Genomic DNA, 13,554 nt, shown 5'->3' with positions numbered 1-13,554 from the left:
CACGGCCATGTTCGAGCAACTGGGACTGATCGGCTGCGGCCTGATGGGCGGCTCCTTCGCGCTGGCGATGAAGCGCGCCGGGCTCGTGCAGCGCGTGGTGGGCTACAGCAAGTCGCCCTCCACCACCGACCGCGCGCGCCAGCTGGGCGTGATCGACGTGGAGGCGCCCTCGGCCCTGTTGGCCGCGGCCGGCGCCGACATCGTGCTGTTGGCCGTGCCGGTGGCCGCCACCGAGGCCACGCTCAAGGCCATCAAGCACCTGGTCACGCCGAAGATGCTGGTGATGGACGTGGGCTCCACCAAAACCGACGTGGTGCAGGGGGCGCAGCGCGCGCTGCGCGACCAGTTTGGGTCCTTCGTGCCGGCCCACCCGATCACGGGGCGCGAGGTGGCGGGTGTGGAGCATGCCGATGCACAGCTGTACCAGGGCGCCAAGGTCATCCTGACGCCCACCGAGCGCACCCTCACCGTGCACTTGCGCCGCGCCGAGGCGCTGTGGAGCGCCCTGGGCTGCGACGTGCGCAGCATGGCGCCGGAGACGCACGACGCGGCGTTCGCCGCAGTCAGCCACCTGCCGCACCTGCTGGCTTTCGCCATGATGGGCAGCATCAACGGCCAGCCCCAGGCCGACGTACTGCTGGACATGGCCGGCCCGGGCTTTCGCGACTTCACCCGCATCGCCGCCAGCGACCCGCAACTGTGGCGCGACGTGCTGCGCGCCAACCGCACCGAGGTGCTGACCCAGTCGCAACACTTCAAGCAGGCGCTGCAAGCGCTGGAGGCGGCCATGCAGGCCGACACCGACCAGCCGCTGGAAGACCTGATCACGCTGGCCAGCAGCACCCGCGCCAACTGGCGCATGGGCAACGGCGGCCGGCCTTCCCGGGAGGGCTGATGTATTCCACCGCATTCCTTGACCTGCCGCCGCTGCAGCAGGCTGGCGGCAGCGTGCAGCTGCCGGGCTCCAAGAGCATCTCCAACCGCGTGCTGCTGCTGGCCGCCCTGAGCGAGGGCACGACCGAGGTGCACGACCTGCTGGCCTCGGACGACACGCGCGTCATGCTGGACGCGCTGCGCGCGCTGGGCTGCGGCGTGCAGGAGGCGGGCGGCGGCGTGGCGCGCATCACCGGCCTGGGCGGGCGCCAACCGAAGTCTCCGGCCAAACTTTTCCTGGGCAACGCCGGCACCGCCATGCGCCCGCTCACCGCGGCGTTGGCGCTGCTGGGCGGCGAGTACGAGCTGTCGGGCATCCCGCGCATGCACGAGCGACCCATTGGCGATCTGGTCGACGCCCTGCGCCAGCTGGGCTGCCGCATCGACTGCGTGGGGAGCGAAGGCTACCCGCCGCTGCGCATCGCGCAGGGCGACGGCCTGCCGCCGCTGCGGCTGGACGCGCCCATTCGCGTGCGCGGCGACGTGTCCAGCCAGTTCCTCACCGCTTTGCTGCTGGCACTGCCGCTGGTGGCCAGGGAGCAGGAGGTGGTGATCGAGGTGGTGGGCGAGCTGATTTCCCGGCCTTATATCCACATCACCCTGGAGCTGCTGGCGCGTTTCGGCATCGCCGTGCGCCACGAAGCCTGGCAGCGCTTCGTCATCCCGGCGGGCAGCCAGTACCGCTCGCCCGGGCAGATCCACGTCGAGGCGGACGCTTCATCTGCTAGCTATTTCATAGCTGCCGGCGCAATAACAGCGGGCGTTGGTGGCGAAAAACCCTTGAAGATTCTGGGCGTGGGGCTGGACTCCATCCAGGGCGACATCCGCTTCATCGAGGCCGCGCAGGCCATGGGAGCCCAGGTAACGGGCGGGCCGGGCTGGCTGGAGGTCTGCCGCGGCGCGTGGCCTCTCAAGGCCATCGACCTGGACTGCAACCACATCCCCGACGCCGCCATGACGCTGGCCGTCATGGCGCTGTACGCCGACGGCGTGACCACACTGCGCAACATCGCCAGCTGGCGCGTCAAGGAGACCGACCGCATCGCTGCCATGGCGTGCGAGCTGCGCAAGCTCGGCGCGACGGTGCAGGAAGGCGCAGACTGGCTGAGCGTCGCCCCCCTGCCACAGGCCGACTGGCGCGCCGCCAGCATCCACACCTACGACGACCACCGCGTGGCCATGTGCTTCTCGCTGGCGGCCTTCAACCCGGCCGGCCTGCCCGTGCGCATCGAAGACCCGCGCTGCGTGGGCAAGACCTTCCCCGACTATTTCGAGGCGCTGTTCGCCGTGGCGCAGACACCGCAGGAACGCATTCCCGTGATCTGCATCGACGGCCCCACGGCCTCGGGCAAGGGCACGGTGGCTGCCGCCGTGGCGCAGCAGCTGGGCTACCACTTCCTGGATTCGGGCGCCATGTACCGCACCACGGCGCTGGCTGCCATGCGCGCCGGCATCGCCATCGAGCCGGGGCAGGAGCAGCGCCTGGCCGCGCTGGCCCGCGGCCTGCCGGTGCGCTTCAAGGATGGGCGCATCTGGCTGGACGACGGCGACATCACCGACGCCATCCGCGCCGAAGAGGTGGGCATGAACGCCTCGCGCGTGTCGGCCCTGCCGGCAGTGCGCCAGGCACTGGTGGCGCTGCAACTGGCCTTTCGCCGCCTGCCTGGCCTGGTGGCGGACGGGCGCGACATGGGCACGGTGATCTTCCCCGGCGCGCCGCTGAAGGTCTTCCTCACGGCCAGCGCCGCCGTACGGGCCGAGCGGCGCCATAAACAATTGATTTCCAAGGGCATTTCCGCTACAATTTCCGACCTTCGCGCGGACCTGGAGGCGCGCGACGCACGGGATGCAAGCCGCAGCGTCGCCCCCTTGGTGCCCGCCGAAGATGCCCTGGTGCTGGACAACTCCCTGCTCACGATCGACGAGGCCGTGGCCCAGGTGGTTGCCTGGTGGCAGGCACGCCAGCCGTTCTGACCTTTAGGTTGCACGACTGTTTTTTGGTCCGCCCGGCTCCCTTCGCGCCTCCAGCAGCGCCCGGCCGTGCGGTTCTTTCACCCTCAACCCCGCGGCGCGATGCCGCAATACCCCCGCTGGCAGTCATAGCAACACGGGCAATGGTGCCCGTGGAAACCTGACAGCGGACAAGGAACCACATGTCTGAATCTTTTGCCGCCCTGTTCGAAGAGTCGCTGCAACGCACGGAAATGCGTCCTGGCGAAGTCATCACTGCTGAAGTGGTGCGCGTCGAGCACAACTTCGTGGTCGTGAATGCCGGCCTGAAGTCCGAAGCCTACGTGCCGATCGACGAATTCAAGAACGACCAGGGCGAGATCGAAGTCCAGGTGGGCGACTTTGTGTCGGTCGCCATCGGCTCGATCGAAAACGGCTACGGCGACACCATCCTGTCGCGCGACACCGCCAAGCGCCTGGCCTCCTGGCTGGCCCTGGAAAAGGCCCTGGAGTCCGGCGAATTCGTCACCGGCACCACCACCGGCAAGGTCAAGGGTGGCCTGACGGTGCTGGTCAACGGCATCCGCGCCTTCCTGCCCGGCTCGCTGATCGACACGCGCCCCGTCAAGGACCTGACCCCCTACGAGAACAAGACCCTGGAATTCAAGGTCATCAAGCTCGACCGCAAGCGCAACAACGTGGTGCTCTCCCGCCGCGCCGTGGTGGAAGCCTCCATGGGCGAAGAGCGCGCCAAGCTGATGGAAACGCTGAAGGAAGGCGCCATCGTCAACGGCGTGGTCAAGAACATCACCGAGTACGGTGCGTTCGTGGACCTGGGCGGCATCGACGGCCTGCTGCACATCACCGACATGGCATGGCGCCGTGTCCGCCACCCCTCCGAGGTGGTGCAGGCTGGTCAGGAAATCACGGCCAAGATCCTCAAGTTCGACACCGAGAAGAACCGCGTCTCGCTGGGCCTCAAGCAAATGGGCGACGACCCGTGGCTGGGCGTGTCGCGCCGCTACCCCTCGGGCACGCGTCTGTTCGGCAAGGTCACGAACATCGCCGACTACGGCGCGTTCGTCGAGCTGGAGCCCGGCATCGAAGGCCTGGTGCACGTCTCCGAGATGGACTGGACCAACAAGAACGTGGCCCCCTCCAAGCTGGTCAGCCTGGGCGACGAGGTCGAAGTCATGGTGCTGGACATCGACGAAGACAAGCGCCGCATCAGCCTGGGCATGAAGCAGTGCAAGGCCAACCCCTGGCAGGAATTCGCGCAGAACACCAAGCGCGGCGACCGCGTCAAGGGCCCGATCAAGTCCATCACCGACTTCGGCGTGTTCGTGGGCCTGGCTGCCGGCATCGACGGCCTGGTGCACCTGTCCGACCTGTCCTGGAACGAGCCCGGCGAAGCCGCCGTGCGCAACTACAAGAAGGGCCAGGAAGTCGAAGCCATCGTGCTGGCCGTGGACGTGGACCGCGAGCGCATCTCGCTGGGCATCAAGCAGCTCGACCAGGACCCCTTCACCACCTTCGTGACGGTGAACGACAAGGGCCAGATCGTGTCCGGCAAGGTCAAGACGGTTGACGCGCGCGGCGCCGAGATCGATCTGGGCCAGGACATCGTCGGCTACCTGCGTGCCTCGGAAATCTCCCGCGACCGCGTGGAAGATGCCCGCAACGTGCTCAAGGAAGGCGACGAAGTCAGCGCCGTGGTGGTCAATGTGGACCGCAAGACGCGCAACATCCAGCTGTCCATCAAGCAAAAGGACATGGCTGACGAGCAAGGCGCCATGGCCCACCTGTCGGCCCAGTCGGCCAAGGAAAACGCCGGCACGACCAGCCTGGGCGCCCTGCTGCGCGCCAAGCTGGACAACTCCGACAAGTAAGCCATACGGCGACAGCGGCGGGCCCCTGGCGGGCCTGTCCGCAGGCCGGCGCTTCGGCGTCGGCCCCCAGCAGCGGGCGCCTCGGGCGCCCGCTCCTTCTTCAACAGCCCAAAGGCCACAGCCATGACCCGATCCGACCTTGTCGAGGAGCTTGCGGCGCGCTTCGCCCAGCTCACCCAGCGCGATGCCGAGTTCGCCGTCAAGACCATCCTGGATGCCGTGAGCGACGCGTTGGTGCGCGGCCACCGCATCGAGATCCGCGGCTTCGGCAGCTTCTCGGTCAACCACCGTCCACCCCGCATGGGCCGCAACCCCCGCACCGGCCAGGCCGTGCAGATCCCGGAAAAGCGCGTACCCCACTTCAAGCCCGGCAAGGCCTTGCGCGAGGCCGTGGACCAGCGCAACCCGGTCTGAGCCTCCTTCCACTATCAAAGCAATAGCTGCCAGCGCTTGCCGGGAAAGGGCTGGAGGCAGATTTGGCTTGTATCGCGTGACAACCCGCCCATGCACCCCAACGGCCCTGCGTACACGTAGAATGGCCCGGCCAATCGGGACGTGACGCATGAAATACCTGCTGTGGCTGCTCAAGGCAGCCATTTTTTTCACCCTGTTCGCCTTTGCGCTGAACAACCAGCAAAGCGCCACCGTGCATTTCTTCTTTGGCACGCAGTGGACGGCGCCGCTGGTGCTGGTGGTGCTGAGCGCCTTCGCGCTGGGTTTGATCGTGGGCGTGCTGGGCATGGTGCCGCGCTGGTGGCACCACCGCAACGCTGCGCGCCGCACGCCGGCCGGTCCACCCACCGCCGCGACCCCTGCGCCCGCCACACTGCCTCCCTCGGAAACCGAAGCTGCCCTGGCCCAGTCGCCCCTCCATGGAATTTGACCTGAGCTGGATCGTCCTGGGCCTGCCCATCGCCTTCGGCCTGGGCTGGCTGGCCTCGCGGCTGGACATGCGCCAGCTGCGCGAGGACAGCCGCCGCGCGCCCAAGGCTTACTTCAAGGGCCTGAACTACCTGCTCAACGAACAGCAGGACCAGGCTATCGACGCCTTCATCGAGGCCGTGCAGAACGACCCGGACACCACCGAACTGCACTTCGCCCTGGGCAACCTGTTCCGCCGCCGTGGCGAATACAACCGCGCCGTACGCGTGCACGAGCACCTGCTTTCGCGCGGCGATTTGAGCCGTACCGACCGCGAGCGCGCCCAGCACGCGCTGGCGCTGGATTTTCTGAAGGCCGGCCTGCTGGACCGTGCGGAAGACGCCCTGCGCCGCCTGGAAGGCACGGCCTTCGAGGCCCAAGCCCGCATGGCACTGCTGGCCATCTACGAGCGCTCGCGCGACTGGCCCCAGGCGAGCGACATCGCCCAGCGTATGCAGGCCGCGCACCAGGGCGACTTCAGCACCCGCCAGGCGCACTACCTGTGCGAGCAAGCCCTGACCCATGCTTCCCACGGCGAGCTGGATGCCGCGCGCACGCTGCTGGAACGGGCCGTCGACACCGCGCCCCAGGCCGCCCGCGCCCGCATCGAGCTGGCCCGCCTGCACCAGCGCATGGGTAACGCGGATGCCGCGCTGCAGGCCCTGACCAGCCTGGCCGACGCCACCCCCGCAGCCCTGCCCTTGGCCGCATCCCTGCTGGTGGAGGTAGCCGGCCAAGCCGGCAAGGCGCCGCAGGCCCATGCCCTGCTGGTGCACCACTACGAGCAGATGCCGGCGCTGGATCTGCTGGAGGCCATCGTTGCCCTCGAAACCGCTGGGCCCCAGGGCAGCGCCGTGGCACGCGGCTGGTACGTGCGCCACCTGGAGCATGAACCTTCGCTGGTGGCGGCCACGCGCTGGCTGGCCGGCGAGCAACTGGCCCAGCCCGAGGTCCAGCCCCAGGTGCAGCGCGCGCTGGAGCATGCCAGCAAACCGCTGACGCGCTACCGCTGCGCCGCGTGCGGCTTCGAGGCGCGCCAGCACTTCTGGCAATGCCCAGGCTGCCAGACCTGGGACAGCTACCCCGCCCGGCGGGTGGAAGAACTCTAGGGCGCCACTCGCCCGTCTAGGAGGTACCCGATGCGCAAGACCCTCTCTGCAGCGTTGGCCACCCTCTTCCTGGCCCTGCCGGCAGCCGCGCAGCCCGCCACGCCGGGCATCATCGAAGCCAATCAGGCCACTGAAGCGCAGCTCGACGGCGTCAACGGCCTGGGGCCTGCCACCACCCGGCGCATTCTGGCAGCGCGCGGCGAGCGACCCTTCGACGGATGGCGCGACCTGATCGCCCGCGTCAAGGGCATCGGCCCGGCGTCGGCGGCACGCCTGTCGCAGCAGGGCCTGCGGGTAGCCGGGCAGCCCTACGGCGCCGCGCCTGAGCCCGCTCCCCCAGCCGGTCGCTGAGCTGCTCGGCAGTGCCTGCCATGAATGGCCGGTAAGCGCGGCCCAAAGCCCGGCGGCAGCTCGGTTTTTCATAGCACGGCCGCCAGGGACTTACCCCTAAAATGGGCTGCTGATGTCTTTGGTTTTCCTTATCCTGCTGCCCTTCGTCGCAAGCCTGCTGGCCGCCGTGCTGCCGGCCAACGCGCGCAATACGGAGTCCACGCTGGCGGGAGTGGTGGCGCTGTTTTGCACTGTGCAGACGGCCCTGGCGTTTCCAGGCATTCAGGATGGAGGCGTGCTGCGCGAGGACATCGACTGGCTGCCCGCGCTGGGCCTGCAGCTGTCCATCCGTATGGACGGCTTCGCGTGGATGTTCGCCATGCTGATCTTCGGCATCGGCACGCTGGTGGTGTTGTACGCACGCTATTACATGTCGCCGGACGACCCGGTGCCGCGCTTTTTCTCCTTCTTCCTGGCTTTCATGGGCGCCATGGCCGGGGTGGTGCTTTCGGGCAACCTGGTGCTGCTGGTGTTCTTCTGGGAGCTCACCAGCCTGTTCTCCTTCCTGCTGATCGGCTACTGGCACCACCGGCAGGATGCGCGGCGCGGCGCGCGCATGGCGCTGACGGTGACGGCCACGGGCGGCCTATGCCTGCTGGCCGGCGTGCTGGTTCTGGGCCACATCGTGGGCAGCTACGACATGGACCACGTGCTGAAGTCAGCCGAACTGGTGCGCGGCCACCCCTTGTATCTGACGGTGCTGGTGCTGGTGCTGCTGGGTGCCTTCACCAAGAGCGCGCAGTTTCCCTTCCACTTCTGGCTGCCGCACGCCATGGCCGCACCCACGCCGGTATCCGCCTATCTGCACTCGGCCACCATGGTCAAGGCGGGCGTATTCCTGCTGGCGCGGCTGTGGCCCGTACTGGGCGACACCGACGCCTGGTTCTGGCTGGTGGGCGGCGCGGGCGTGTGCACGCTGCTGGTGGGCGGCTACGCGGCCATCTTCCAGAACGACCTGAAGGGGCTGCTGGCTTATTCCACCATCTCGCACCTGGGCCTGATCGTGCTGCTGCTGGGGCTCAACAGCCGGCTGGCGGCCGTCGCGGCCGTGTTCCACATCATGAACCACGCAACGTTCAAGGCCTCGCTGTTCATGGCCGCGGGCATCGTGGACCACGAAAGCGGCACGCGCGATATCCGCCGCCTGTCGGGCCTGCGCGTGATGATGCCCATCACCGCCACGCTGGCCGCCGTGGCCAGCGCGGCCATGGCGGGCGTGCCGCTGCTCAACGGCTTTCTGTCCAAGGAGATGTTTTTTGCCGAAACGGTTTACCTGAACGCCTCGCCGCTGGTGGCCACGCTGCTGCCGGCCGCGGCCACCGTGGCCGGCATGTTCAGCGTGGCCTATTCGCTGCGCTTCGTGCTGGACGTGTTCGGCGGTCCGCCGGCGCGCGACCTGCCGCACGAGCCGCACGAGCCGCCGCACTGGATGCGCGTGCCCGTCGAGCTGCTGGTGCTGATCTGCCTAGTGGTGGGCATCTTCCCCGCCTGGGCCGTGGGCAGCTACCTGAACGCTGCCGCACTGCCCGTAGTGGGCGACCTGCCACCCTTCAGCCTGGCGCTGTGGCACGGGGTGAACACCCCGTTCGTCATGAGCCTGGTGGCGCTGGCGGGCGGCACGGTGCTGTACCTGTTCGTGCGCCGCCAGCGCAGCGCGGGCCTGATGGACGTGCCCCCGCTGATGTACCGCATCGACGGCAAGCGCATCTTCGAGCACGTTCTGGCGCTGCTGTCCAATGCCAGCCGCACGGCCCGCCGCGCACTGTCCACCAGTCGGCTGCAGTGGCAGATGCTGTGGCTGGTGCTGGCCACACTGGTGGCCGGCGCCCTGCCCGTGCTGCTGGCCAGCGGCACGGGCGGCGAGGGCCGCACGCTGCTGCCGGTGTCCGCCTCTTTCGTGCTGCTGTGGACGATAGGGGCCGTGTGCGCTCTGGCAGCGGCCTGGCAGGCCAAGTACCACCGGCTGGCGGCACTCGTTTTCATGGGGGGCGCCGGGCTGTGCGTGTGCATCACCTTCCTGTGGTTCTCCGCGCCCGACCTGGCGCTGACCCAGCTGTCGGTAGAGGTGGTGACCACCATCCTGATCCTGCTCGGCCTGCGCTGGCTTCCCCGGCGCGACGCCAGCCTGCCCGCGGCCGACCCCAGCGCCCTGCAGGCGCGCCTGCGCCGCCTGCGCGACTTGGGCCTGGCGCTGGCGGCCGGCGGCGGCATGGCCTGGCTGGCCATGGCCATGATGAATCGGCCGTTCGCCGCCAGCACCTCCACCTTCTTCCTGCAACGCGCGCTGTCCGAGGGCGGCGGCACCAATGTGGTCAACGTCATGCTGGTGGACTTCCGCGGCTTCGACACCTTCGGCGAAATCGTGGTGCTGGGCATCGTGGCGCTGACGGTGTATGCGCTGCTGCGGCGCTTTCGTCCCGCCGGCGAAGCCATGGACCTGCCCGAGCAGCAACGCTACCTGCCCGCCGACCTGCAGACCGACCTGCTGAACCCGCGCGGCGCCGCCGACACAGCCATCGGCTACCTGATGGTGCCGGCCGTGCTGGTGCGTCTGCTGCTGCCCTTCACGGCGCTGGTGGCCGTCTACCTGTTCATGCGCGGGCACGACAAGCCGGGCGGCGGCTTCGTGGCCGGCCTGGTGTTCTCCGTCGGCCTGGTGCTGCAGTACATCGTCTCCGGCACCGCTTGGGTGGAAGCGCACATGCGCCTGTTCCCACGCCGCTGGATCGCCGCCGGCATGCTGCTGGCCCTGGGCACCGGCCTGGGCTCAGTGGTGCTGGGCTACCCCTTCCTGACCAGCCACATGGCGCACCTGCACCTGCCACTGGTGGGCGACGTGCACCTGGCCAGCGCCATCTTCTTCGACGCCGGCGTGTTCGCCCTGGTCGTGGGGGCAACGCTGCTGATCCTCACCGCCATCGCCCACCAATCGGTGCGCAGCCACCGCTGGCATGCGCGCCTGCTGGAGGAGGAACAGCTGGCCCTGTCGGCCGTCGTCAGCTACGACGACGAGCCCGCACACGCACCCAAGGGAGCACGCTGATGGAACTCATACTGGCGCTGGCCATCGGCGTGCTCACCGGCTCGGGCGTGTGGCTGCTGCTGCGCCCGCGCACCTTCCAGATCATCATGGGCCTGTCGCTGCTGTCGTACGCCGTGAACCTGTTCATCTTCAGCATGGGCCGCCTCGGCCTGGCCGTGGGCAAGGAGCCGGTCCTCATCCCCGGCGTGCCGCAAAACCTGCAGAACTACGCCGACCCGCTGCCCCAGGCGCTGGTGCTCACCGCCATCGTCATCGGCTTTGCCATGACGGCGCTGTTCCTGGTGGTGCTGCTGGCCTCGCGCGGCATCAGCGGCACCGACCATGTGGACGGCACCCAGGCCCCGGGCAGCCAGGAAATGCCATGAGCCTGTTGCTATCCGAGCTGGCCGGCCGCTTCATGCCACACCTGATGCTGGCGCCGATCGCGCTGCCGCTGTTCACCGCCACGCTCACGCTGCTGATGCGCGAAGAACGCCAGCGCGTCAAGCTGGCGCTGAACATCGCCTCCACGGCGCTGGGCCTGCTGATCGCCGTGGCGCTGCTGCGCTGGACGCACCAGGCCAGCTCTCCTGCCGGCATGGGCGTGTACCTGCAGGGCAACTGGGCGGCGCCGTTCGGCATCGTGCTGGTGCTGGACCGCCTGAGCGCGCTGATGCTGGTGCTGACCAGCGCCATCGCCCTGTGCGCCATCGTCTTCGCCGGCACGCGCTGGCACCGCGCGGGCGTGCACTTCCACACGCTGTACCAGCTGCAGCTGATGGGCCTGGCGGGTGCCTTCCTGACCGGCGACCTGTTCAACCTGTTCGTGTTCTTCGAGATCATGCTGGCCGCCTCCTACGGGCTGCTGCTGCATGGCTCGGGGCGGGCGCGCGTGCAGTCGGGCCTGCACTACATCGCCATCAACCTGGCCGCATCCTCGCTGTTCCTGGTCGGCGCCTCCATGCTGTACGGCATCACCGGCACGCTGAACATGGCCGATCTGGCGCGCTGCGTGCCGCTGGTCGCCGCGCAGGACTTGGGCTTGCTGCACGCGGCTGCCGGCATCCTGGCGACCGCCTTCCTGATCAAGGCCGCCGTGTGGCCGCTGAACTTCTGGCTGGTGCCCGCCTACAGCGCCGCCACGGCCCCCGTGGGTGCGCTGTTCGCCGTGATGACCAAGGTCGGCATCTATACCCTGCTGCGCCTGTGGACGCTGATGTTCGGCAGCGAGGCCGGCGCCTCCGCCCTGTTCGGTGGCGCCTGGCTGGTGGGCGCTGGCATGGTGACCATGGCCTTCGGTGCCATCGGCATGATGGCCTCGCAGCGGGCGACGCAGCAGGCGGGTTTTGCGGCGCTGCTGTCCTCCGGCACGGTGCTGGCGGCGGCCGGCTTCGGCCAGAACCAGCTCACGGCCGCCATGCTGTACTACCTGCCTGGCTCCACCATGGCGATTGCCGCGCTGTTCCTGCTGGCCGACCTGATCGAGCGCTGGCGCACCGACGGCACGGCGCTGAGCGCCGACGATGGCGAGGAAGCCCCTTTCCTCACGCCCGAGCTGGTGCCGGGCTCCGGCCTGAACCTGGACGACGAGGAAGAAGTGCTGGTCGGCCGCGCCATTCCCGCCGCCGCCGCGCTGCTGGGCCTGGCCTGGTTGATGTGCACCCTGGTCATCGCCGGCATGCCGCCGCTGTCGGGCTTCGTGGGCAAGTTCGCCATGCTGACGGCCCTGCTCAACCCGCTGGGCCTGGGCTCGTCCGCCGGAGTGCGGCCCGGCGCGGCCGGCTGGGCGCTGCTGGCGCTGCTGATCGGCACGGGGCTGCTGTCGCTCATGGCCCTGACGCGCGCCGGCATACGCCACTTCTGGACCACCTCGGAACGGCTGGCGCCGCGCCTGCATGTGCTCGAGGGCCTGCCCGTGGCCGCGCTGCTGTCGGCCTGCGTGGCGCTCACCCTGGGCGCCGAGCCCGTGATGCGCTTCACCCAGGCGGCGGCCAATTCCCTGCACGCGCCGGACACCTACATCCGTGCCGTGCTGCAGACGCAGCCCGTGCCCAGCCCCACGGCCGCGCCCGTCCCGTCCGTCACGCCGGGAGCGGCCCAATGATCAAGAAGCTGCTGCCCGCCCCGCTGGTCTCGCTGGGCCTGTTCATCGTCTGGCTGGTGCTCAACCACTCCACCAGCGCCGGCCACCTGCTCCTGGCGGCGCTGCTGGCCGTGGCGCTGCCGCTGGTGTTCGCCTCGCTGCGGCCGCAATCGGTGCGCGTGAGCCGGCCGCTGACCATCCTGCGACTGTGCTTCATCGTGATGGTGGATACGACCGAGTCCAACATCGCCGTGCTGCGTGCGCTCCTGCGTCCGGGCCCGCCGCGCCACGCCTCGGACTTCGTGACCATCCCGCTGGAGCTGCGCGACCCCAACGCCCTGGCTGTGCTGGCGATGATCGTGTGCATCACGCCCGGTACCTCCTGGGCCGAGCTGTCGCTGGACCGTTCGCTGCTCATGCTGCACGTGCTGGAGGTGCACGACGCCGAAGCCATCGTGCAGCACGTAAAGACCCGCTACGAGCGACCGCTGATGGAGATTTTCGAGTCATGACCAGCCCCGTCCTGTCCTGGGCGCTGCCCGCCGCCATGCTGGTGCTGGCACTGGCCATGGTGCTGTGCCTGGCGCGCGTGGCCTGGGGCCCGAACGCGCAGGACCGCATCCTGGCACTGGACTGCATGTACCTGAACGGCATGCTGTTCATGCTGCTGCTGGGCATGTACTACAGCAGCACCAACTACTTCGAGGCGGCCATGCTGATCGCCCTGCTGGGCTTCGTCAGCTCCACCGCGCTGGCCAAGTTCCTGCTGCGCGGGGAGGTGATCGAATGACGCCCGCGACTCCCCTGCCCCTGTGGCTGGACATCGCCATTTCGGCGCTGGTGCTGGCCGGGGCCTTCGTGGCCTTCATGGGCTCGTTCGGACTGCTGCGCCTCAAGAGCTACTTCGAGCGCGTGCACGCCCCGTCCATCATCGCCACGCTGGGCTGCTGGCTCACCATGCACGCCACGCTGATCTACTTTTCGGTCACGGACAAGCTGGCCCTGCACGCGCTGCTGATCGCCCTGTTCATCGCCGTGACGGTGCCCGTCACCACCATCTTCCTGATGCGCGCGGCGCTGTTCCGGGCCCGGCGCATGGGCGAGAAGGTGCCGCCCAGCCTGAGCCGCACCACGCACATCTACGAGGGCGAGCAGGACTCCTGAGCCCACTGACGCAGCACTATCAAAAGAGTAGCTGCCAGCGCTTGATGCATAAGGGTTTGAGGCCGATTTGACCCCAAACCCCTGCAAAACACT

The 13,554-nt window shown here is 68.7% G+C and carries 13 protein-coding genes; all 13 read left to right on the top strand.

All coding sequences use genetic code 11. The features are described 5' to 3' along the window. Positions 1 to 7 precede the first annotated feature (7 nt). The 13 genes from RT282_RS07810 to mnhG all read left to right on the top strand — a co-directional run bounded on the left by RT282_RS07810 (position 8) and on the right by mnhG (position 13,461). On the top strand, positions 8 to 895 hold the full coding sequence (locus tag RT282_RS07810) for a prephenate dehydrogenase/arogenate dehydrogenase family protein (RefSeq protein ID WP_313313078.1): 888 nt from the start codon (positions 8 to 10) through the stop codon (positions 893 to 895). Further along, the gene (locus RT282_RS07805) at positions 895 to 2,907 is read left to right on the top strand and encodes a bifunctional 3-phosphoshikimate 1-carboxyvinyltransferase/cytidylate kinase (protein ID WP_313313077.1); all 2,013 of its coding nucleotides are present in this window, start codon (positions 895 to 897) and stop codon (positions 2,905 to 2,907) included. Before RT282_RS07810 ends, RT282_RS07805 begins: the two co-directional genes overlap by 1 nt. 179 nt (positions 2,908 to 3,086) lie before the next feature. Then, positions 3,087 to 4,772, top strand: a complete 1,686-nt coding sequence (gene rpsA, locus RT282_RS07800; protein ID WP_313313075.1) for a 30S ribosomal protein S1 — start codon at positions 3,087 to 3,089, stop codon at positions 4,770 to 4,772. Positions 4,773 to 4,895: 123 nt separating this feature from the next. Continuing rightward, positions 4,896 to 5,186 carry an integration host factor subunit beta gene (locus RT282_RS07795; RefSeq protein WP_312305798.1) on the top strand — a complete coding sequence of 97 codons (291 nt, stop codon included), beginning with the start codon at positions 4,896 to 4,898 and terminating at the stop codon, positions 5,184 to 5,186. Positions 5,187 to 5,334: 148 nt separating this feature from the next. After that, positions 5,335 to 5,655, top strand: a complete 321-nt coding sequence (locus RT282_RS07790) for a LapA family protein (protein WP_313313074.1) — start codon at positions 5,335 to 5,337, stop codon at positions 5,653 to 5,655. Beyond that, positions 5,645 to 6,802 (top strand): lipopolysaccharide assembly protein LapB, encoded by a 1,158-nt coding sequence (gene lapB / locus RT282_RS07785; protein ID WP_312759814.1) that lies wholly within the window; start codon positions 5,645 to 5,647, stop codon positions 6,800 to 6,802. The genes RT282_RS07790 and lapB overlap by 11 nt, the downstream gene beginning before the upstream one ends. A 30-nt stretch (positions 6,803 to 6,832) precedes the next feature. After that, complete coding sequence (locus RT282_RS07780; protein ID WP_313313072.1) at positions 6,833 to 7,153, top strand: helix-hairpin-helix domain-containing protein; 321 nt, start codon at positions 6,833 to 6,835, stop codon at positions 7,151 to 7,153. Positions 7,154 to 7,265: 112 nt separating this feature from the next. Further along, positions 7,266 to 10,235: a monovalent cation/H+ antiporter subunit A gene (locus tag RT282_RS07775; RefSeq protein WP_313313071.1), complete on the top strand. Its 2,970-nt coding sequence runs from the start codon at positions 7,266 to 7,268 to the stop codon at positions 10,233 to 10,235. After that, positions 10,235 to 10,600, top strand: coding sequence for a Na+/H+ antiporter subunit C (locus RT282_RS07770; protein WP_312305811.1), 366 nt, complete (start codon positions 10,235 to 10,237; stop codon positions 10,598 to 10,600). Before RT282_RS07775 ends, RT282_RS07770 begins: the two co-directional genes overlap by 1 nt. Then, positions 10,597 to 12,318, top strand: coding sequence for a monovalent cation/H+ antiporter subunit D (locus RT282_RS07765; protein ID WP_313313070.1), 1,722 nt, complete (start codon positions 10,597 to 10,599; stop codon positions 12,316 to 12,318). Before RT282_RS07770 ends, RT282_RS07765 begins: the two co-directional genes overlap by 4 nt. Beyond that, positions 12,315 to 12,809, top strand: coding sequence for a Na+/H+ antiporter subunit E (locus tag RT282_RS07760; protein WP_313313069.1), 495 nt, complete (start codon positions 12,315 to 12,317; stop codon positions 12,807 to 12,809). The genes RT282_RS07765 and RT282_RS07760 overlap by 4 nt, the downstream gene beginning before the upstream one ends. Further along, complete coding sequence (locus RT282_RS07755; RefSeq protein WP_312305819.1) at positions 12,806 to 13,087, top strand: K+/H+ antiporter subunit F; 282 nt, start codon at positions 12,806 to 12,808, stop codon at positions 13,085 to 13,087. The genes RT282_RS07760 and RT282_RS07755 overlap by 4 nt, the downstream gene beginning before the upstream one ends. After that, positions 13,084 to 13,461, top strand: a complete 378-nt coding sequence (gene mnhG, locus RT282_RS07750) for a monovalent cation/H(+) antiporter subunit G (protein ID WP_312760408.1) — start codon at positions 13,084 to 13,086, stop codon at positions 13,459 to 13,461. Before RT282_RS07755 ends, mnhG begins: the two co-directional genes overlap by 4 nt. Positions 13,462 to 13,554: the final 93 nt, after the last annotated feature.

The organism is Pulveribacter sp. (assembly GCF_032079985.1).
In the GTDB taxonomy this organism is placed as follows: Bacteria; Pseudomonadota; Gammaproteobacteria; order Burkholderiales; family Burkholderiaceae_C; genus Melaminivora.
The sequence above is the reverse complement of the archived record's forward strand: the minus strand, read 5'-3'. Positions and strand labels throughout refer to the sequence as shown.

What these genes read in the sequence shown, in the direction of transcription:
- mnhG (WP_312760408.1), top strand. Translation starts at nt 13,084, where the DNA reads ATGACGCCCGCGACTCCCCTGCCCCTGTGGCTGGACATCGCCATTTCG.
- RT282_RS07795 (WP_312305798.1), top strand. Translation starts at nt 4,896, where the DNA reads ATGACCCGATCCGACCTTGTCGAGGAGCTTGCGGCGCGCTTCGCCCAG.
- RT282_RS07775 (WP_313313071.1), top strand. Translation starts at nt 7,266, where the DNA reads ATGTCTTTGGTTTTCCTTATCCTGCTGCCCTTCGTCGCAAGCCTGCTG.
- rpsA (WP_313313075.1), top strand. Translation starts at nt 3,087, where the DNA reads ATGTCTGAATCTTTTGCCGCCCTGTTCGAAGAGTCGCTGCAACGCACG.
- RT282_RS07770 (WP_312305811.1), top strand. Translation starts at nt 10,235, where the DNA reads ATGGAACTCATACTGGCGCTGGCCATCGGCGTGCTCACCGGCTCGGGC.
- RT282_RS07810 (WP_313313078.1), top strand. Translation starts at nt 8, where the DNA reads ATGTTCGAGCAACTGGGACTGATCGGCTGCGGCCTGATGGGCGGCTCC.
- RT282_RS07765 (WP_313313070.1), top strand. Translation starts at nt 10,597, where the DNA reads ATGAGCCTGTTGCTATCCGAGCTGGCCGGCCGCTTCATGCCACACCTG.
- RT282_RS07780 (WP_313313072.1), top strand. Translation starts at nt 6,833, where the DNA reads ATGCGCAAGACCCTCTCTGCAGCGTTGGCCACCCTCTTCCTGGCCCTG.
- RT282_RS07755 (WP_312305819.1), top strand. Translation starts at nt 12,806, where the DNA reads ATGACCAGCCCCGTCCTGTCCTGGGCGCTGCCCGCCGCCATGCTGGTG.
- RT282_RS07805 (WP_313313077.1), top strand. Translation starts at nt 895, where the DNA reads ATGTATTCCACCGCATTCCTTGACCTGCCGCCGCTGCAGCAGGCTGGC.
- lapB (WP_312759814.1), top strand. Translation starts at nt 5,645, where the DNA reads ATGGAATTTGACCTGAGCTGGATCGTCCTGGGCCTGCCCATCGCCTTC.
- RT282_RS07790 (WP_313313074.1), top strand. Translation starts at nt 5,335, where the DNA reads ATGAAATACCTGCTGTGGCTGCTCAAGGCAGCCATTTTTTTCACCCTG.
- RT282_RS07760 (WP_313313069.1), top strand. Translation starts at nt 12,315, where the DNA reads ATGATCAAGAAGCTGCTGCCCGCCCCGCTGGTCTCGCTGGGCCTGTTC.